Origin of the sequence: Halarcobacter sp. (assembly GCF_963676935.1) — a bacterium.
Taxonomy (GTDB): Bacteria; Campylobacterota; Campylobacteria; order Campylobacterales; family Arcobacteraceae; genus Halarcobacter.
Map to the genome: position 1 here is coordinate 2336177 of NZ_OY781470.1, position 21950 is coordinate 2358126.

The following is a 21950-nucleotide window of genomic DNA, read 5'->3' on the forward strand; positions in this document are numbered from 1 at the left end:
CTGTATAAATGCTAAAGTCAATATTATATAGTGATTATTTACTATTATTTTCTCTTTCTTATTTTTATGTTAAAATATGACCTATTCCCAAAGGATTTGTATGATTAGTAAATTATTTAAAAAAAATACAATTGATGACTTACTAGAAGAATTAAAAAATGACAGTTTAAAAGAGAGTGTTGTTGACTCAATGTTAAAAGATGTAAATATTCATCATATAAATCAAAATCAAGAAAATTTTTTACATAAAATTATTATAGAAAATAAAATTGAATCAGTCAAATGGTTAATAAAACAAAAGCTAAATCTTAATGAACAAGATATCAAAGGGATTACTCCTTTAATGCTTGCTTGTAAATATGGTTATTTAGATGCTGTTGAAGAACTAATAAAAGCTGGAGCTGATGTTGATTGTGAAAGTTATAGTGGAAATACAGCCATAGAATTTGCAGTATACAACAACTACTTTTCTATCTACAAAATTTTAAAACCACTTGTAAAAGATATAAATAGAAGAAATAAAAAAAACTATACTTTACTGCATACAGCTATTAAAGCAGAAAATTTAAATGTAATGGATGATCTTTTTGTAGATTCTAAATTCAATATTCCCCAAGATATACTTTTTTATAAATCTACATATACAAACATCAACGTATTAGAAAAAACAATTAAAAGATTTCAATCACTTGATATTTATGATGAAAAAAATAGAAACATCTTATTTTATGTAATTGAAAATGGGATCAATTGTGAAAATATTTTTTTAGAACTTTTAGAAAAAGGATTAGATATTAATTGTGTGGATAATAATGGAGACAATATACTTTTGCATTTAATTGAATATATTACACAATTAGAAAATTCCCATAATAACTCAGATGAAAAAGAGAACGAAATTGAAAAGAATAGAATAAATGACTTAATTGAACTAATACCTATTATTTTATATAAAGGGATTAAAACAACTCAATGTAATAATAAAAATGAAACAATTTTATCCTATGCAGCTAAGCATAAAAATCTTGACGTTTTAAAAACTCTTTTAGATAATGATGTAGATATCAATATTTTAAATAACGACAATGAAAATGCACTTTCTTCTATAATTACCAAAGGACCCGATTATTTAGAGACTATATATTTGTTTTTTGATTATGGAATAAATCCTAATATAAAAAATAAAGACAATAAAACAATTATTGAAACTTTTATTGATGCTAGTTTGATTACAAGAGACTTTAAAAAAGTAAAAACTATAGAAAAAAGATCACTTAACTATGAGAATGATTATTTAGCTATGCTTGAAAGCTTATTAGTTAATACAGATACAAACTTAACTGCTTTAAACTCTAAAGATGAACCATATTTCTTTGATGCAGTAAGATATGGTGCATTAGATATTGTAAAACTTCTAATAAAATATGGAGCAGATATTAATCAACCTGATATAAACGGCAATAATATAATATATAAATATATGTCAGAAAAAGAAAATGTGAAAAAAGAGAGTGAGTTAAAGATATACTATAATATTTTACATTCTATAATTATGATGGGAGCAAATGTAAATGCTAAAGATTCTTTTGGTGGAATTACACTACATAAAGCAATTTTAAAAGCTGATCCAACTGTTGTAAAGATGATTTTACACTCAGGTGCAGATATCAATGCAATTGACAATAGAGGAAGACATATTTTACACAACACAGTGTGGAAAAACAATATCAAACTATTTAAACTTATTCATGCATACAATAAAAATTTAATAAATGAACCTGATAAATTTGGAGTTTTACCTATAAATTATGCTGCTTTTTTAGGATACACTGATATGGTGTTAGAACTTATTGAACTAAATGCCCATATAAATAATCCATACAAAAAGACTAAATATATCATTAATTTTTTAAAGAAGTTTCATAAGAATTTAAAACCTTTAATTGATAATGCAAGAACAAAAAATCAAAAAGAAAAAATAAAAGTTTTAATTAACAATATGAAAAAAGAGTTTGAAGTAGAGAGTTAAACTCTCTTTTCTTCTAATAAATTTTTTGCAAAACTGTAAGCATCATCTGTAATATCCTCACCACTTATCATTCTTGCTATTTCATCAATTCTTGAATTTTCATCAAGTTTTTTTACTGTAGATTTTCCATCTTTTTTATCCACCAAAAAGTGAATATCAGCTGTTGAAGTTAGTTGTGGTTGATGAGAGATAGCAAAAATCTGATAGTTTTGAGATAATTTATTTAAAACTTTTGCTATTGCAGAGCTTTCTTTACCACTTAAATTGGCATCGATTTCATCTAAAAATAAAATTCCATTTCCTATTATATCAAACTCACTAATTGAAGTTAACAAAGCTAGTCTTAGTCTGTTAAATTCCCCTGAACTTATGGTATCAAGATTTACTCCATTTAGTTCAAATATAATCTCATCGATACCTGTTTTATCTAACTTTTTATCAACAAAATGTATTTTTGCATTTGAAAGATATAAATACTCTAAATAATGATTGATTCTTTTTTCTAAAGTTTTACTATACTCTTTTCTAAAAGAACTAATCTTTTTTGCTTGTTCTATTACTTCTATAGAAAGCTTTTTTAAATTTTTTTCTAAAATAGATTTTTCAAATGAGATATTTTCATAAGATTCTAACTCTTTTTTCTTTTCTTCTTTATATTCTAATGCCTCTTTTATAGAGCCAAATCTTTTTTGCAAAGATGAAAGTTTTTCTATTCTATCTAAAACATTTTCAATATCTAACTCTTCCAATTCATATAAAGAGTCATTAAATTTTTCAAAAATATTATTAAGTTCATTTATAGCTTCATCAAAAAAAGTCGAGTCTTCATCTAATAGATTTAATGCTGAATTTACAGAAGAGGTATAATTAAAAATAGGATTTGCTTGCTCTATAACTTCTTGTATTTTTTCTTTTTTTGATAATCTTTTTTTAAGTTCATTAAGCTCTTCATATTCATCAACTTGTGGATTTATATTTTCTATTTTTTCTATTTCAAATTTAGCAAACTCTTTTAAGTCTTCAAGGTTTTTTTCATCCTCTTTTATTTTTTCAAGCTCTTTTTCTATAGTAAAAAGTTTTTGAATATTTTCATCAAAATTAAACTTTAACTCTTTAAAATCTTTTTTTTCTTTTATGCAAACAGTATCAAGAAAATTAATCAATTTTGATGATTCAAAATCACTTGTATCTTTTAGATGCAAATGTTTTATTAAACGCTTTGAAAAATTGTTTAAATTTTTTTTCGAAATTGTTTGAGCATTTAAAAAATATCTAGCTTTATCTTTTTTTATCTCTTTGATAACTATTTCATCACCCTTTTGAATATCAAAAGCTTCATCTTCAATATCTAAATCCAAAAGTGTAACTTCACCTAAAGAGGCTTTTGGTTCTGTTATTGCAAATAATGAAAGTATTGATTGCATTAAAACTGATTTACCAGCCCCTGATGGTCCTGTAAAAACAACAAGTCCTTTATCTAACTCTAAATCAACCTCTTGAAAAGATAAAAAATCTTTTAAATATATTCTATTTATCAATTAATTTCCCCAACCTAATTTATCATTTAATACTTCAAAAAAGTTTCTTTTTGTTTTATGTATTAATTTAGCTTTTTTATTTGCAATTGTAAATTTTATTACTGTTCCATCATCAACCTCATAACTATCTTGACCATCAATTAACAATACAGCCCCTTGAGCATCTTTTATTTTAAATTCTATCTCAATATCAGCAGGCATAACTAAAGGCCTTTGTGTTAAAGAATGAGATGCAACTGGTGTGATAATAAAAGCTTCAGTAAGAGGATAAACAATAGGACCTCCAACTGAAAGATTATATGCGGTTGAACCTGTTGGAGTTGAGATAATTACTCCATCACCATGATAAGAGTTAAAAGAGATACCATTAATTTTTGATTTTATTTTTATCATAGAAGATACAGTTTTTCTTGATATTACTATATCATTAAAAGCTACAAAACATTTGTTGTCTACATGGCACTCTACCATCATTCTATTATCGATTTTATAATTACCTTTATTGAAATCATTTAAAAATAGATCCAACTCTTCAACTAATACATCAGTTAAAAAACCTAATGTACCCATATGTATTCCAAGAATTGGAAGGTTAAATTCAAAAGAGTTTCGAACTACAGACAATAAAGTACCATCACCTCCAATTGAGATTAGAAAATCCACATCTTTACATAAATCTTTTAGGATAAGTCCCTCATCTAGACCTATCATTTTTGCACTATTTTTTTCTAGAATTAATTCAATACCATATTTATTGAAACAATTTTTGATTTTTAAATATTCATCTTTTATTTCAGGAGATTCAGGCTTTAATATAATTCCTGCTTTTTTTATAGAGTTAAGTTTTTCATTACTAGTTGTAAGTTTCACTAAATTCCTATCTAATATCTATTTTTTCTATATTATCTTTATAATCTTCTATTTTTCTGTTGTTATAACTTTCAAACTTGTTTTGATTAGTTGTGATTCTAGAGATATAAGGTTGATTTTTCTTTAAATTATAATCTAAATTCTCTATTTCCATCTTAGCCTCATTAAAACTATCAAAAACTTTGTAAAAGAGTCTATAATAATCATTATTAGAACCTATTGAATAAATAAGAATATTATTCTTAAGTTGATTTTCTTCTAAATATGTTACTAAATCTATATCTTTTTTTTCAAAAGTTATCAATGTTATTGTGTATTTTTGAGAATCTCTGTTAAAGAACTCATCTTTTAAAAAATTTTCTTTGCCATTTTCAATATATAAAATATCTTTTGAAATGTTTTTTTTGACAGGAAGAATTTGTTCTTTTTTAATATCCTTATGAAATGTCTTATAAAGTTTTTGATGATTTTTAATATTACTAACTCTTAAATCTTTTTTTGGAATATTTAATTTTGTTATAGCATTATTTGCTTCATCTTTTGATTCGTATGCTCCATAAATTATCCTTGCGAACTCTTTTTTATCCCCATATTTATATGCTAAAGAGTTATCTTTTAAGCCAATACTTAAATAATATTGTTCAATTGATGAATTTAATAAATCTAATTCACCTAAATCAATTGTATAAAAAGAACTATTTTCATTTAAAAATACTTCACTTAAAATATTAAAGTTTCCATCACTTTCAATAAAATATACATCATCTAATCTTGTAACTTTTAAAAATTTATTCTCTTTCTTTTCGATTTTTGGTTCTATCTTTTTTTTCTTAATCTTTTTTACACTATTTTTTATTTTATCTTTTTGTTTATTTTCTTTTTTTGCTTTCTTTATCTCTTTTTTAAGCTCTTTAATTATCCTTGGTTTCACTATCTTTTCATTTTTTACAATTTTAATATCATCACTAAGTTTAGGTTTACTTGCAACCTCTTTTTTATTTGTATCATTAACTTTTAATTCAACAATTGATTTATCTTTATTTTTAGAAACATTTTTATTATAAAAACTTTGAAACTTTTCCATTTTCATAGAAAAAGGTTTATTAAGTTTTAAATTATCATTAAACTCTTTTATAGCTTCAATAGCCTCAGCTCTAGTTTTATACAAACCATATATAATTCTTACTTTATCTTTATTTTTTCCATATACATGTGCTAATGCTTTATCTTCAATATTGTTGTTTTCAAAAAAGTTTTTAACTGCATCCTTTTTCAAGGCAATTGAAGCTACAGCAATAGAGTAATAATCAGAATCTTTGTCAAAAAACTCTTTTTTTAATTTTTTAGATTCATCAGAATTTGAGATGAAAATAGATTCTTTTGTCTCTTCAATTTTTTTATCTACTTGTACTTTTTTAGAACTATTTTTTTGGTATTTTTTTTGTAAAGTTGAGATTTTTACAGCATAAGGTTTATTTCTTTTAAGATTTTCATTAAGATTATTGATTGCTATTTTTGCAGCTTCAAAACTATCATATACCCCTAAAAATATTTTTGAATAAGTGCTAGTCTCTGAATTATTATAAGATAATGCATTTCTAATATTGTTTTTTTTAAAAAAATCAATTGGGTCAATATTGTTTGTATCTATTGTAGCTAAAACAATAGTATATTTATTTGAATTCTTATTTGAGAATTCATCTTTTAAACTCAACTCACTACTATCTAAATTTTCTACATATATAATATTGTCTTTTGTTGATGCTAATAAAATAATAGAAAAAAGAAAAGATATTAGTAGAATTTTTACGATTTGCATTAAGCTCTCTTATCAATTGATATTTGAAGATTTTAGCAAATAATAATTTAAAAAAGGATTTAAAATAAAAAAGCCCCACTATTTCTAGTGAGGCTTTTTAAAAAAGTTAATATTTATTAGTAAATATTAACCATTTCTCTTTTTGATAATCTCTTCAGAAACATTTTTAGGAACTTCTAAATATGAATCAAAAAGCATAGAATAAGTTGCTCTACCTTGAGACATAGATCTTAAGTCTGTAGAGTAACCGAACATTTCAGATAATGGAATCATTGCAGTAACTAGTTTAACACCAGCTCTGTCATCCATAGATTGAACTTGTCCTCTTCTTTTGTTAACGTCACCGATAACATCTCCCATATAATCTTCAGGAGTTTCAATTTCAACTTTCATGATTGGCTCAAGGATAACTGCTTGTGCAGCATCACTTCTACAACCTTGTTTGAATCCCATAGAAGCAGCAAGTTTAAATGCCATCTCAGATGAATCCACATCATGGTAAGAACCATCATAAAGTGTAACAGCAATATCAACCATTGGATATCCAGCAAGGATACCACCAGCCATAGCTTCTTCACAACCTTTTTGAACTGCAGGAATATACTCTTTTGGTACAACCCCACCTTTAATTTCATTGTTGAAAATAAAGTTATCTTCGCTACCAGATTCTAATGGCTCAATTTTTAAGTATACGTGACCGTATTGACCTTTACCACCAGATTGTTTAGCATATTTGTACTCTTGGTTAACTGCATTTTTAATTGTTTCTCTGTATGCAACTTGAGGAGCACCAACTTCTGCTTCAACTTTGAATTCTCTTTTCATTCTGTCTACAAGAATTTCAAGGTGTAACTCACCCATTCCTGAGATAATAGTTTGACCAGATTCTTCATCTGTAGCAACTCTAAATGATGGATCTTCTTCAGCAAGTTTACCTAATGCAATACCCATTTTCTCTTGATCAGCTTTTGTTTTTGGCTCAACTGCAACTGAGATAACTGGTTCTGGGAATTCCATTCTTTCTAAGATAACTGGATCTTTTTCAGATGCTAAAGTATCACCTGTGATAGTTGATTTAAGACCAACAACTGCACCGATTTCACCAGCATATAACTCACTTACTTCTTCTCTATTGTTAGAGTGCATTTTAAGTAATCTACCGATTCTTTCTTTTTTCATTTTTGTAGAGTTCATTACATAAGTACCAGATTGTAACTGTCCTCTATAAACTCTTGTAAATGTTAATTGACCAACAAATGGGTCAGTCATAATTTTAAATGCTAATGCAGCAACTTCACCATCATCAGAAGAAGGTACAATTACAGCTTCACCATCTTGAGTTTCACCTCTAATATCTGCAACCTCAGTTGGAGCTGGTAAATACATTGCAACAGCGTCAAGTAAAGTTTGAACACCTTTGTTTTTAAATGCAGTACCACAAGTCATTGGAGTAATAGACATAGCTAAACAACCAGCTTTTAATCCAGCAACGATTTCTTCTTCAGATAATTCACCCTCTTCGAAGTATTTTTCCATTAACTCTTCTGAAGACTCAGCAGCAGCCTCAATCATTTTTTCTCTATACTCTTCTGCTTTATCCATCATGTCAGCTGGAATATCTTCTACATGGTAATGAGAACCCATTGCAGCATCTTCATCCCAAACGATAGCTTTCATTTGAACTAAATCAACTACACCTTGGAAGTTTTCTTCAGCACCAATTGGTAATTGAATTGGAACTGGATTAGCTTTTAATCTTTCAGAAACTTGTTTTTCAACCATATAGAAATCTGCACCAGTTCTGTCCATTTTGTTAACAAAAATCATTCTTGGTACTCTATATTTGTTTGCTTGTCTCCAAACTGTTTCAGATTGTGGTTGAACCCCACCAACTGAACAGAATACTGCAACAGCACCATCAAGAACTCTCATAGATCTTTCAACTTCAATAGTGAAGTCAACGTGTCCTGGAGTGTCGATTATGTTAATTTGTAAATCTTCTTTTGTTTTTGGGTGTGGCCAGTGACAAGTAGTAGCAGCAGAAGTAATTGTAATACCTCTTTCTTGCTCTTGCTCCATCCAGTCCATTGTAGCTGCACCGTCGTGAACCTCACCAATTTTGTGAGATACACCAGTATAGAATAAAATTCTTTCTGTAGTTGTTGTTTTACCAGCATCAATGTGTGCAGCAATACCAATATTTCTAACTCTATTAAGTGGTGTTTTTCTTGCCATTTTATTAGTTTCCTATTACCATCTGTAGTGAGCAAATGCTTTATTTGCTTCAGCCATTCTGTGCATATCTTCTTTTTTCTTGAATGCAGCACCTCTGTCGTTAGCAGCTTCGAATAACTCGTTTGCTAATCTCTCTACCATAGTTCTTTCGTTTCTTTTTCTAGCAGCATCTACTAACCATCTAAGTGCTAAAGTTTGTCTTCTTACAGCTCTTACTTCAACTGGAACTTGGTATGTAGCACCACCAACTCTTCTAGATTTTACTTCTAAAAGTGGTTTAACATTTTCAATTGCTTTTTCAAATAAATCGATACCAGCTTCTTCACCTCTACCGTCTAAGTTTGCAATTGCACCATACATAATTTTTTGTGCTGCAGATTTTTTACCATCTAACATTACAGTATTAATAAATTTTGTGATCACTTTACTATTGTAGATAGGATCTGCCATTACTTCTCTAACAGGAGCTTTTCTTCTTCTCATTCTCTTATCCTTCTACTTATTTCTTAGGTCTTTTAGTACCATATTTAGATCTTGCAACAGTTCTGTTTGCAACACCAGCTGTATCTAATGCACCTCTAACGATGTGATACTTAACCCCAGGTAAATCCTTAACTCTTCCCCCTCTAACTAACACGATAGAGTGTTCTTGAAGGTTATGACCCTCACCACCGATATATGAAATAACTTCAAAACCTGTAGTTAATCTAACTTTTGCAACTTTTCTTAAAGCCGAGTTAGGTTTTTTAGGAGTTGTTGTATATACTCTTGTACATACACCTCTTCTTTGTGGACATTTTTCTAATGCTGGTGATTTAGATTTTTTAATCACCTTTTTTCGCTCTTTTCTTACAAGCTGATTGATTGTAGGCATTCTTTCCCTTTATTTATTTTATAGAGAGTCTAATATAAATTTGAATCAATATAGATTCTCTACTACGTGGTTTGAGCTTTAAAGCGGCTCATGCTTCTCGTTACGTCCCAATGACGCCATGACATATGACAAGAGTCATAATCAAAACGATACTACCATTCTAGAGAAACGTTGAGTAGTTTTCTAAAAAAGTTTTGGATTATACTTAATTTAGTCTTAAATATGCCTTATATTAATATTTAGCAAATGAGAATACTATTTATTATATAAGGCTAAATTTGAGGACAAAACATAGTTTTAGAAATTAAAAAATCTCATACGCTTCTTAGAGCGTATAAAATTATAGTTTTATTGGGTTTCGCTTGAGTTACAAAAAGTCAACTCATGTTTTATTTTGGCTAGTAATTTTTATTTTTTATAATTTAAACTATCAAAAGTCCTTTTAAACTTTTAACTGTAAAAAGTCTAAGACCTTGACCTTTTTGCTCTTTTACTTCATTTGTAAACCCTGATTTTGAAAATAACATTACCTCATCAGGTACAATATCTAAACTCTCACACAACTCTTTTAATCTTGTAAGTTCTGTTTTTTTCATCTTTGAGTTTGTATATCTACATGAACCTATTATGATTTTTCCACTTTGAGTTTGAGCCAATAGGTCTATTTGATTATCATCTTCATCCCAATATCTTCCTATATCTTCTAGCTCATCTTCACTAAAGATTGTTTTTACATATTCATGACAAAGTTGTTCAAAAACCAAATTCATAAACTCATTTTGATAATTATTAAATCTATCAAAACATTCATCATAATCTTCTCTTGCTATCCCTCTATATAAAGGTGAAACAAAAGCGAACCAAAATCTTAAAAATGGTGCGGTAAAAAGTAGTTTATCTGCAACTTCATTTTCTTCAAATTGATTTGTTAAAAAGTCCATTGAGGTTTCTGTTTGAATTATATTTAACTCTTCCAACTCATAAAGACTTTTTATCCCCTCATCATATTCAATATCTGCTCTTTTAAAAGCTGAATTTACTCTTCTATCACCTAAAGCTATCCCTGTTAATATCTTATGATATGGGGCACTATTTTTTGTAAGCTTAGAGATGCTATCTTGAATCTCATAATATTCATCTAAAATATGTCTTATTATTAGTGTTCTTAATGGTTTTGTTATATCTATTTTTACATCAAGACCACCAAATACAGCAAAATAGTTTAAAGCTGTTTGCATATCTTTTGGTTTATTAGTTTCACAAAATATTTGAAACTGTTCTTTTAGTGTTTTGTCATTTTGTATGATGGGAAAACCTTTTTATTTTTTTAAAGTATAACATAAAATTCTATAGATATTTTTGTAAAAAAGCATTAAAGCAGTTAGCAAAACTTTGAACATCATTTTGAGAAAAAGGTTTCGGACCTTTTGTTATCTCTCCACTATCTCTTATCTCTTGCATTAAATTTCTTATTGCTAAGTATTGTTTTATATTATCTTCTGTATAAAGCTCACCTCTATGGTCTATTGCGTGAGCTTTTTTTTCAATAACTCTATTTGCTAATGGTATATCAGCAGTTATAACTAAATCACCCTCTTCTAAGAGTTCAACAATTTTATTATCTGCTTCATCTGCCCCTTGCTCAACTATATCATAGTTTATAAAAGAGCTTTTTCCTATATTGATTTTTTTATTTGAGATAACTTGTGTTGTAAGAAAAGTTCTTTCAATCGCTCTCAAAACTACAGGCTTTAGAAGATTTGGAAATGCATCACCATCTATATAAAGTGTCATTATAATATCTCTTGAACTCGCCCAACTTGACCATCTTGAAGTCTAACTTTTATCCCATGGGGATGTGTAGGGGAATTTGTTAATATATTTTTAACTATTCCTTGAGTTAGTTTACCCGTACGTTGGTCTTGTTTTAAGACAATATTAACTTTCATCCCTTGTTTTATATTGAATCTTTTCCTATGCATTATAGTTTAATGCCTTTTTTGCTTCATTTAGGTTATAAAAAAAGATTGCTTTAAAAACAAAAGTTGTTTTAGTTTTTTTCTCTTCGCTAGTATCTAAAATAGGAAATGAAAAAGTTTCATTTTCATTCTCTTTTGATTCAAAAGTGATTGTTACTGATTTTAAAGTTCTCATCATATTCATTGTAGTTTTATACTCTTTTGGACTTGTGCCATTTAGCATATCACCATTCTTTTCTTCTCTTCTAATTGCTTCAAAAAGTGCTGTATATGTATCTTTGTACATAACTTTATTTAGTGTCACTTTTACATTTGATGTATGAAAAGTTCCAGTTTTATTTAATAAAGGATTAGGCTTAATCTCTCTAATATCTTCAATCATTTTTAAAAAAGGGTTTTTCCCACCTAAAACATTGCTATAATTATCAAAACAAGAACTAATCTCTTCTTTTATTGATACATCTAGTTTATTAAAATCCATAAATCTCCATTTTATTTTCTTGTATATTTTATCAATTGACCTTTGAAAGCTTTTTTCAAATACTCTTCAGTTTTTTTAGGCTTAAACTGAACAAAGTCAAATCCTAAAGTTTCCATACTCTTACTAAACTTTGAATGATTACCTCTACCTGGATCAGAAATTATAATTTCACATAACTTATTTGCGTGTTTATTTATAAAAGATGATAACTCTTCTATATGCCATCTTTCATATAAAATATCACTTCCAATAATTAAATCAAATTTCCCTAAAGAGTCATCTTCATCACTCCAACTGGTTCTTTCAAATGGTATTTTATCTAAATTATTAAGATTTGTATTATCATTTAAAAAAGTTTCTACTTCAGGATGATAATCTGTAGCTGTTATATCTGCTTTTCTTTTATTTAATAGGTGACTTGAAAGCCCTATTCCACAACCAACCTCTAAGATTCTTTTACTTTTTATATCATAATCTTTCATATAATGAGCCAAGACACTTGATGCGGGCCAAACAACACCAAACAAAGACCAAGTAGCAGAAGATATTCCATATTCATTTAACTCTTGTTCATTATCACTATCATACTCTTGTTTATCCCTAAGTGTTTTTAGATGTATATCCATTTTATCAAATTCATAAGTTTTATACTTTACACGAACTGTTGACATTTTTAATTCCTTTATTTATCTAATCAATAAATAAAGTCAAATTAGTCTTTGAAGATTAAAGAAAGCAGAAGATATTAATTAAAGTTTTTTTCATTATATACTTACTAACTTAAAGTTCCTTGACTTTTTTTAAATAAAGAAGAGGGGAAGCTCTTCTTTACTCTTTTCTAAACTTTTTAGTACTTACATTATCAATTATATTTTGTGCAATATTTGAAGTATCTATTGATATTTGATGTGTATGATTTGCAACATTTGCATTTTCTTGAGTTCTAGAATCAAGTTTTGCAACTGCATCATTTATCTGTTCAATACCTTGTTTTTGTTCATTTGAAGCACTTTCAATTTGAGAAATAAGTTCAGTTGTTTTATTGATATTTTCATTTAATAAACTATAACCATTAATCATCTGGTCTGCATTTTTCTTACCTGTATTTGTTTTTACTGTTGCATTTTCAACTAACTCTTTAATCTCTTTTGCAGCTTCAGCAGATCTTGAAGCTAGATTTCTAACCTCTTGTGCAACAACTGCAAAACCTTTCCCTGCTTCTCCTGCTGTAGCTGCTTCTACTGCTGCATTTAAAGAAAGTATATTTGTTTGGAATGCGATTTGGTCAATTACAGTAATTGATTCTGCAATAGCTGTTGTTTGTTCATTTATTTCATTCATAGATTCAACTGTAATTTTTGCTAATTTTTGACCATCATTGATTGAAGAGAGTAAACTATTTGAATAATTTACCATTTTAGATATATTTTGAGTAGTCTCAATTATGGTTGATGTTATCTCTTCAAGTGAAGCAGATGTTTCTTCAAGTGAAGCTGCAGTTTCATTTGATGATTTATTTAAGATATTTACATTCTCTGAAAGTTGTTTTGCATTTTTTTCTAAAACTTGTCCTAAATTATAATTTTCTTGTAACATTTTATTAATAATATCACATAAACTATTTAAGCCTTGAGATACTTTACCATTTGCATTAGGAACATTTTCTACAAAATTAAATTTTGAATACTCTTCCAATGAACTTAATATTGTATTGATATCACTATTAACATTATTGCTAATTGTTTCAATCATATCATTTAATATATCTTTTAATTCATTTAAAGATTTATTAGAAGATTGTTTTTCCACTTTTACATCTAATCTACCAGCTTGAATCTTATTTACTACATTTTTTACATCTTCTATTAAAACTCTATCTTTGTCAATATTTGTTTTTACACTTTCAATCTCTGTATCAATTTTTTTTGCCATATTTCCAAACTCATCATCTGTATTAATATTAAGTTTCGAAACATGGTTTGTATCACCTTTTAAATAAACAAAAAAACCATTAAGACCATCTTCAAGTGTTTTTAAAGGATTTAGAAGTTTTCTTAGTAAAAAATAGATCATTACTAAAATGATAATCAAAAGAGCTACATAAAGTACAATCTCTTTATAAATATCTTTTTTTATCTCTTTAAAGATAATATCTTTTTCAATTTCTACTACTAAATACCAAGAGGAAAAAGGAACTTTACTATATGATACAAGTTTTGAAACTCCATTCTCTTCTGTTTCTGCAAACTTATCATTTTCTGTAGTTTTTATTTGTTTAAAAAGTTTACTTGGTTTTTTTAACAATTTTTTATCTTTATGAATTAAAACTGTCCCATCATTTGATAAAAGATAAGCTAATCCTGTTTCACCCACATCTAAATTTAATATCTCATTTACAACCGTATCTAAGAAAATATTTGCTCCAACAACACCTATTAATTTTCCATCAACCTTATAAGGAGCAAAAACTGTTATAACTAGTTTTTTTGTTGTATTATCAACAAAAGGTTCAGTTACCCCTTTTCCTTTTATTTTTTTTGATTTTTTATACCAAGGTCTAAGTCTAGCATCATAATTCATTGTTGCAATACTTTTTAAGGTACCATTAAATTTAATTAAATCTCCACTATCTTCTAATCCAAGATACATACTTGCGAAATTTCCTGATTTTTTTCCAAGCATCAATTGATCTACTAAAACTTTATTATCAATTGTTAAATTTTCATTTTTTATCATCTCAACAACTGAAGATACCACTTGCATTTTTGATTCTAAATAATCATTTATAAACTTTGATGTTTCTTTTGCAACTGAAAGTTGATCGTGTTCAACTAAAGCATATTCTGCATCAAATTTATTTGATGTATTATAAAATCCCAATATTAGGAATGAACATGAAATACTTATAAATAAAAGTATTAAAAGTTTTGATTTTATACTAGACAGTTTCATCAGTTCCCCTTTTTAAATATTCATAATTAATGATATATTATTAAAATGTCAGAAATATGTCAAAACTTAAAAATATGTAAAGTTATTGCTTGTTAATTATATTTTCAAAAAAAGTGATAATAAAAGTGACACCTTTTATATTTAAAGTTGCTAAATTAAAGTTACTTGGCTTTTAAATAATTTACTCTAATCAACTTTTAAATCTAACTATAAATGCAGCTCCACAATATTTTTCTCCTTCATATATAAACTCTTCATTTTTAACTTCAATTATTCCGTGATGTCTTTCCCTAATAATCTTATCACTCATCGATAATCCAAGTCCCGTTCCAACCGATTGATGTTTTGTAGTAAAATAAGGTTCAAATACTCTATTTATTATATTTTTATTTATACCACCACCATTATCTAAAATTTTAATCTCTAAAATATTTCCATTTGTCCTTTTAGTAGATAAAAAAAGATATCTTTTTGAATCATTTTGATTTAACTCTTTTAACTTGTCTTTTGCATTATTAATAATATTTATAAAGGCTTGACTTAATTCATTTTTATTTCCTTTTATAATCAAATCATCTTCAAACTCTTTTATAACCTCAATATAGTTTCCTTTTACTGCAGCTAATGTTAAAACTAATGCACTATTTAATGCATCTTTTACACTTACTGGTTGCTTATGAATATCCACTTTTATAAAATTTCTAAAATCATCAATAGTTTTAGATAAGTATTCTGCTTGTTCTATAATTTGTTCAGAAAAATTTTGAATCTCTTCATTTTTTATCTCTTGTTCTAAATCAATTTTTAATGCCATTCCACTGGCACTAGTAGTTATTATACTTAAAGGTTGTCTCCATTGGTGAGCAATATTCCCTATCATTTCCCCCATAGATGCTAATTTAGATTGAGACTCCAATAACTTGATTGAAGTAACATCTTTTGCAGTAATTAATATCCTATTTTTATCTGATAATAAAGTTAGAGAAAGATTGATAGAAATTTTCTTATTATCTTTTCCTATAAATGTTTTTTCGAAATTATCAAAATGACCCTTTTTTAAAACTTTTTTAAATATTCTTCTCATATTATCTTTTTGATTATCAATAACAAAGTCTAAAAAGTTTTTTTGTAATAATTCATTTTTGGGATAAGCTAAAATATTTAAATATGCCAAATTTAAATCTAAAATATTTAAGTCTAAATCTAAAATAGCAATACCATCTTTGCTATATCTAAATATAGCCTCAAACTCCTCTTTTTGTTTTCTTAATTGTTTTCGTGATTTTGATAATAAAAAATTGATACTTTTTATCTCTTTATTTGTCCTTTTTAAAACTAAATATCTCCAAACTCCTAAGGCTATTAATAATAACATTGCTGCTAAAATCTTAAATACAAAATTATAATTAAAAACTTTTTCAACTTTTACTGCTGTCCAACTATTAACTATAGAATTCAATTTTGTAGGAGAAACCATTTTTATAGTTTTTTGTAATATTGAAGCTAAAACTTCATCACCTTTTTGTGAGGCTATACTTATTTGCAATGGTTTAACTAATCTTCCAATTATCTTTAAACCATCATAAGATTGTTTTGCAATTTGAAATTTAGCTATAGGATATAAAGTCAAATAGATATAAACTTTTCCATTTTTTACCAAATCCAAACCCTCTTCTACACTATCTACTGGAATAATTTCTATAGAGGGATATTTTTCTTTTAACTCTTTTATCAAAGAAGTATAAGCTACCACTGATATTTTTTTACCTTCTAGTTCAGATAAATCTGAAAAAAACTTTTTATCTGATTTACCTACAGCAACATATGGTATTTCTAAAAAAGGTTGAGTCAATTTAAAATCTTCACTATTTTTTTCTGAATACTCAACAGAAGGGAGAAAATCACATCTTTTTTCTTTCAAATTATTAAAAGTCTCTTTGAAATTTTTACTTTCAACAATTTCAAAACTTAAATTTGTATTATTTTTTATCTCCTTTAAAATATCTGAAACTATACCTGTAGCTTTACCATCTTTAATATCACTAAAAGTTGTTAACCCAGGGAGTATACACATTTTTATTTTTTCTCTTGTATCTAAATAGTTTTGTTCATTAATTGTAAAAATCAATTGTGAATCTTTTTTTGTACCAAACCATTTTTCTTGTATTTTTTCCAATGTTTTAATATCTAAATTTATATATGCTTTATTTAATATAGAGATTAATATTGATTCTTCTTTTAATGCTGCGAAATAGTACTTATCTAATTCTTTTTCATCATTTTGTATTATCTGATTTGAGATTTTTAAATTAGAATACCCATATTTCTTCATATAGTAATTTGCAATATTTCTATCATTTAATACTACGTCAACCTCCCCCATAGAAAGAGCATTAAGCTTTTGTTTTAAATCTTTAAAATATACTTTTTTTATTTTTGGATATTTATTTAAAAATAACTCTTCCAACCAACCTTTAGATACAGCTACTTTTTTGCCAAATAGATCCTCTACTTTTTTTATATGTTCACTATTTTTTCTAATTATATATGCATTTTCTCCAACTAAATAAGCATAAGAAAAATCAAAAAATTTTTCTCTTTTTTTATTTTTATATATTGTATGCATTAAATCAATTTCTCCACTATGCAAACTTTCTATAAGCTTTGTCCATGACATAGTTTTGTATTCAACTTTTAAACCTAAACTTTTGGCTAAAATATTCAATAAATCTATAGAGTATCCTGCAGGAACTCCTGATACTACAAAATCCATAGGCTCATAATTAAATTCATTAGAAGCAATAATTGTTTTTTTATTTTTTATATAATTTATTTCACTATTAGTTAAAAATTTTTTTACATTAGGATCTATTTTAGTATATATATCATTTGAGAAAAGCAATGTAGTGCAAAGTGATAAAATTAATATAATTTTATTCATGACATATCCTCAATTTTAATTATAAAAAATAACTTTTATAATGGCTTTAATTATAATTTTACAATACAATACTTATCTAACAATTAAGCAAAAAAACTAATTGATATACTCTCTCTTATAAAAATAGAAGTAGTTTTTATATAAAATTCCCAAACAAAGGCTAAATATGATAAATCTAAATTATAAACTATTGGGTAAAGGTGAAAAAAAAGTTTTATTTTTACATGAATTAATGGGAGATTGTAGAAATTATGAACCAATATTTCCTTTTTTAGATAAAGAAAATTTTACATATATTTTTGTAGACCTTAGAGGTTATGGTTTATCAAAGGAGATAAAAGGTGATTATAACTTAGAAGAGGCTTCAACTGATATTAAAAATTTAATATCAAAATTGAGTTTTGATGAAGTAATACTTGTAGCACACTCTATGTCAACTATGATAGCTCAAAGAGTAGCACTTATTGAAGCAAAAGTAAGAAAACTGATTTTAACCACTCCAATATCTGCTTCAGGTATAAAAGTTCCTGAGATACAGAAAAAAAGTTTAATTAGAAAAATGGTTGAAAATAAAAGAGCAATTGAACAAATAGTTAGAAGTTCAAGTAGAAGATATAATCAAACTTGGATTAACTATAGAATTGATATGGGATATAGTTCATCACTACCTGAAGCAAGAGTATCATATATGAATATGTATCTAAACACTACAGATTTTGAAAATGATATAAATGAGGAAATAGAAGTTAATATAATAATTGGGAAAAATGATTCTGCAGTTTTTGCAAAAAATGAAACAAAAAAGAACTTTTCTAAATATAAAAATGTAAGTATTATTGAATGTCAAGAAGCTGGACACTATCCTATGATAGAATGCCCTATATTCTATGCAACTCAAATAGAAAAATTTTGTAAATAAATTATCAATCTTTTTTTAAGTAAAAGGTAAACTTTTTTTACTAAAATTCCAAAATAGTTGTATATGCTATTAATTTAAAAACAAAGAGACTTTATGACAAAACAACTTTTTCCCTTAGCCTTAGGTGGTTTAGGGATAGGTACAACCGAGTTTGTTATTATGGGCTTACTACCCGATATTGCAAATAACCTTGATATTACTATCCCTTCAGCAGGGCATCTTATCTCCTCTTATGCTTTTGGAGTAGTTATTGGTGCACCAGTTCTTGTGGCTTTAAGTGCAAAATTCCCACCAAAAAATATTTTAATTGCACTTATGATACTTTTTACAATATTTAATTTTTTATCTACTATTGCCCCAGACTATTACACATTAATGATATCTAGATTTTTAAGTGGTTTACCCCATGGTGCATTTTTTGGAGTGGGAACTGTAGTTGCTTCTAAACTTGCTAAAGAGGGGAAATCTGCACAAGCTATAGCATCCATGTTTACAGGACTTACATTAGCAAATTTAGTAATGGTTCCAATAGTTACTTTTATAGGACATCATCTCCATTGGAGATATGCTTTTGGTATTGTTTCACTTATTGGTATTATTACAATAATTTTTATATATAAATGGCTTCCAAAACAAAAACCTTTAAGGACAGTTACATTTAAAGAGGAATTAGAGTTTTTCAAAACAATAAAAGCTTGGCATATTTTAACTATAGTTTCAATTGGTTTTGGTGGTCTTTTTGCTTGGTTTAGTTATATTGCACCACTATTAATTCATGTATCAAATTTCGATGAATCAAGTGTTTCTTACCTTATGATAGTTGCTGGTGCAGGTATGGTAGTGGGAAATATTTTTGGAGGATATTTAGCGGATAAAAGAAATCCGATTATAGCTTGTATTATATTACTTTCTATGATGGTAACATCTTTGATATTAGTATTTTTGCTTTCAGATAGTAAAATAATATCAATAATCTTAACATTTATATGTGGAGCTTTAGCTATGTCTATGAGTTCACCTATAAATATGATTATGTTAAAAAGTGCAAAACACTCAAAGATGCTTGGATCTGCATTTTTACAAGCTGCTTTTAATGTGTCAAATACTTTAGGTGCTTTTTTTGGTGGGATACCTTTAGTTTTAGGATTTAGTTATAGCTCTCCTTCACTAGTAGGAGCAGGAATGGCAACTTTTGGTGTTGTACTTTGTATTTTGTTTTTTAGGAAATATAAAATTTAATGAAGTTAAGAGTAGGAACATTTAATCTTTTTCAATTTTGTGCACCACCATATTCATGGTATATAAAAAAAGATAAATTCAATGAAAATGAGTGGAAAAAGAAAAAAGAATGGATTAAAAATACTTTACTTGAGATGAATTGTGATATTGTAGGTTTTCAAGAAGTTTTTTCCCAAGAAGAGCTTGAAAGTCTAGTTAAAGAGGTAGGATTTAATCATTTTATTACAGTTGACAAACCAAAAATCCAAAACAATAAAAAAGTATTTATTTCAACTACTCTAGCTTTGGCTTCAAAGTATCCAATAAAAGAGATACAAAAAGTCAAACCTCATGGTCAAAGTATTTTAAAATATAAATTTGAAGGTCATTTTCGTTTTTCAAGACTCCCAATAAAAGCTTTAATCGAACTACCTAATAAAAAAGAAGTAACAATTTATGTAAATCATTTTAAATCAAATAGATTAAATGAGTTTGAATATATATTTAATAAAAATACAACACTAAAAGAGAAAAAACAAAAAGTTTTAGAAGCTTTAAAAAATAAATATTCTCCTGCACTAAAACAAAGATTATGTGAGACTTCATCTTTGTATTATGATTTTAGAAAAACAAAAACACCTATTATTTGTATGTGTGATTTAAATGATAAAGAGTATTCTTTATCAATAGATGTTTTAACAAACAATGCCTACCATCAAGATTTAGATAAAGATTACAATCTTCTTTTTGACGCCTTTTATTTATGTGATAAAAAACCTTATAATCCTCATCCAGAAAAAAAAATTGAAAGAACTCCTACAAGTTATTTTCAATCAATAGGAAATGTGATTGATTATATCTTTGTTTCAAAAGAGTTTAACAAAAGATCAAAAAGTTACTTTGCTAAAATCTCTTCTTATGAGGTTTTTGATAAGCATTTAAAAGACAATAAAAATGGCTCTTTATTACAAAGTGACCATGCTCAAATTGTTTGCGAAATAGAGTTTTTTCAAAAATAAAGAGAAATTGTTCTAAAAATACATAAGTAAATCAAAACTTTATTATCAATTTATCTATTCTTAATTAAACTATCCTTTAAAACTTAAGTTCAAGGATATTTATGAGATTTATATTATTAATTCTATTTATTTTGACATCAATAAATGCACACTCTTTCAAAGACTTATATAATAGAGATGTAAATATAAAGCAAAATAAAAAAATAGTTTGTATTGGTCCTGGGACTTTAAGATTCATCACTTATTTAAATTTAGAAAAAAATCTAGTGGGTATAGAAAAAAGAGAATTAAAATTTAATAAAAACTCAACTTATACGCAATACCTAGATAAAGAATTCATAAAAAGTTTACCAATAATTGGACAAGGTGGTCCTGGCAAAATGCCAAACTTAGAAGCTCTTATTACTTTAAAACCTGATATAATCTTTGCAACTTTTTTATCAAAAGAGCAAATAAACTTAATAGAATCAAAAACAAAAATACCAGTAGTTGCCCTTAGCTATGGACAAACTTTAAAAAATGAAAAAAAGCTTGACTTTATAAAAAACTCTTTAAACTTAATATCAAAGATTATGAAAAAAGAAAAGAGATTTCAAGAGTTAGAAACATTTATGCAAAAGGAAGAAAAAAATATTTCAAAATTAAAAGTAGATGATAAACTTATGTATGTTGGAGGAGTAGCTTTTAAAGGAATTCAAGGAATTACAAGTACAGATAGCGACTATCCAGCATTTGAACTATTAAATATAAAAAACCATGTTTTAAAGAACCATAAAGGACATGCGTTTATAAATATTGAAACACTTTTAACTTATAATCCAGAGATTATATTTTTTGATAAATTAAGTAAAAAAATCATAAATGAAGAGATAGAAAAAAACAAAGTAATATTCAATAACATCAATGCTTTTAAAAACAAAAAAGTTTATTGGCTAAATCCAAGTAATTTTTATAATATAAATGTTGAAAACATCTATATAAACTCATATCTTATAGCATCTAAATTTGGCTATGATAATAATATGGAAAACATTAAAACAAGAGTACACAAAGCTTTTTTTACAAAAGAATAAAAT

18 protein-coding genes are annotated in these 21950 nt (G+C 26.8%); 5 read left to right on the forward strand and 13 right to left on the reverse strand.

Annotated elements, in window-relative coordinates:
* Window positions 1–100 precede the first annotated feature (100 nt).
* Window positions 101–2029, forward strand: a complete 1929-nt coding sequence (locus ACKU4C_RS11475) for an ankyrin repeat domain-containing protein (protein WP_321312111.1) — start codon at window positions 101–103, stop codon at window positions 2027–2029.
* On the opposite strand, the gene ACKU4C_RS11480 is transcribed toward ACKU4C_RS11475, so the two are convergent.
* From ACKU4C_RS11480 to ACKU4C_RS11540, 13 genes are all read right to left on the reverse strand, one after another.
* Window positions 2026–3567 carry an AAA family ATPase gene (locus ACKU4C_RS11480; protein WP_321312113.1) on the reverse strand — a complete coding sequence of 514 codons (1542 nt, stop codon included), beginning with the start codon at window positions 3565–3567 and terminating at the stop codon, window positions 2026–2028. The two genes, ACKU4C_RS11475 and ACKU4C_RS11480, sit on opposite strands and share 4 nt — an antisense overlap.
* Window positions 3568–4437, reverse strand: coding sequence for an NAD(+)/NADH kinase (locus ACKU4C_RS11485; RefSeq protein WP_321312116.1), 870 nt, complete (start codon window positions 4435–4437; stop codon window positions 3568–3570).
* A gap of 7 nt (window positions 4438–4444) precedes the next feature.
* Window positions 4445–6256: a hypothetical protein gene (locus ACKU4C_RS11490; RefSeq protein ID WP_321312118.1), complete on the reverse strand. Its 1812-nt coding sequence runs from the start codon at window positions 6254–6256 to the stop codon at window positions 4445–4447.
* A 126-nt stretch (window positions 6257–6382) separates the two neighbouring features.
* Entirely contained in the window at window positions 6383–8491 is a 2109-nt protein-coding gene (gene fusA / locus ACKU4C_RS11495) for an elongation factor G (RefSeq protein WP_321312119.1), read from the reverse strand.
* A gap of 15 nt (window positions 8492–8506) precedes the next feature.
* Complete coding sequence (rpsG, locus tag ACKU4C_RS11500) at window positions 8507–8974, reverse strand: 30S ribosomal protein S7 (RefSeq protein WP_321312121.1); 468 nt, start codon at window positions 8972–8974, stop codon at window positions 8507–8509.
* Between the two features lie 16 nt (window positions 8975–8990).
* Complete coding sequence (gene rpsL / locus ACKU4C_RS11505; protein WP_138153294.1) at window positions 8991–9365, reverse strand: 30S ribosomal protein S12; 375 nt, start codon at window positions 9363–9365, stop codon at window positions 8991–8993.
* A gap of 422 nt (window positions 9366–9787) precedes the next feature.
* Window positions 9788–10603 carry a DUF234 domain-containing protein gene (locus tag ACKU4C_RS11510; protein ID WP_321312125.1) on the reverse strand — a complete coding sequence of 272 codons (816 nt, stop codon included), beginning with the start codon at window positions 10601–10603 and terminating at the stop codon, window positions 9788–9790.
* A 109-nt stretch (window positions 10604–10712) separates the two neighbouring features.
* Window positions 10713–11159: a YaiI/YqxD family protein gene (locus ACKU4C_RS11515; protein ID WP_321312127.1), complete on the reverse strand. Its 447-nt coding sequence runs from the start codon at window positions 11157–11159 to the stop codon at window positions 10713–10715.
* Window positions 11159–11347, reverse strand: a complete 189-nt coding sequence (locus tag ACKU4C_RS11520) for a YwbE family protein (protein ID WP_321312131.1) — start codon at window positions 11345–11347, stop codon at window positions 11159–11161. Before ACKU4C_RS11520 ends, ACKU4C_RS11515 begins: the two co-directional genes overlap by 1 nt.
* On the reverse strand, window positions 11340–11825 hold the full coding sequence (locus tag ACKU4C_RS11525; protein WP_321312133.1) for a hypothetical protein: 486 nt from the start codon (window positions 11823–11825) through the stop codon (window positions 11340–11342). The genes ACKU4C_RS11520 and ACKU4C_RS11525 overlap by 8 nt, the downstream gene beginning before the upstream one ends.
* A gap of 11 nt (window positions 11826–11836) precedes the next feature.
* Window positions 11837–12496 carry a class I SAM-dependent methyltransferase gene (locus ACKU4C_RS11530; protein ID WP_321312135.1) on the reverse strand — a complete coding sequence of 220 codons (660 nt, stop codon included), beginning with the start codon at window positions 12494–12496 and terminating at the stop codon, window positions 11837–11839.
* A gap of 157 nt (window positions 12497–12653) precedes the next feature.
* On the reverse strand, window positions 12654–14777 hold the full coding sequence (locus ACKU4C_RS11535; protein WP_321312136.1) for a methyl-accepting chemotaxis protein: 2124 nt from the start codon (window positions 14775–14777) through the stop codon (window positions 12654–12656).
* Window positions 14778–14967: 190 nt separating this feature from the next.
* Complete coding sequence (locus tag ACKU4C_RS11540) at window positions 14968–17718, reverse strand: transporter substrate-binding domain-containing protein (protein ID WP_321312137.1); 2751 nt, start codon at window positions 17716–17718, stop codon at window positions 14968–14970.
* A gap of 166 nt (window positions 17719–17884) precedes the next feature.
* On the opposite strand from ACKU4C_RS11540, the gene ACKU4C_RS11545 reads away from it, so the two are divergent.
* The 4 genes from ACKU4C_RS11545 (at window position 17885) to ACKU4C_RS11560 (ending at window position 21947) form a co-directional block, all read left to right on the forward strand.
* On the forward strand, window positions 17885–18637 hold the full coding sequence (locus tag ACKU4C_RS11545) for an alpha/beta hydrolase (protein WP_321312139.1): 753 nt from the start codon (window positions 17885–17887) through the stop codon (window positions 18635–18637).
* A 93-nt stretch (window positions 18638–18730) separates the two neighbouring features.
* Complete coding sequence (locus tag ACKU4C_RS11550; protein WP_321312142.1) at window positions 18731–19876, forward strand: MFS transporter; 1146 nt, start codon at window positions 18731–18733, stop codon at window positions 19874–19876.
* Complete coding sequence (locus ACKU4C_RS11555; RefSeq protein WP_321312144.1) at window positions 19876–20874, forward strand: endonuclease/exonuclease/phosphatase family protein; 999 nt, start codon at window positions 19876–19878, stop codon at window positions 20872–20874. Before ACKU4C_RS11550 ends, ACKU4C_RS11555 begins: the two co-directional genes overlap by 1 nt.
* A gap of 101 nt (window positions 20875–20975) precedes the next feature.
* Complete coding sequence (locus tag ACKU4C_RS11560) at window positions 20976–21947, forward strand: ABC transporter substrate-binding protein (RefSeq protein ID WP_321312146.1); 972 nt, start codon at window positions 20976–20978, stop codon at window positions 21945–21947.
* Window positions 21948–21950 lie beyond the last annotated feature (3 nt).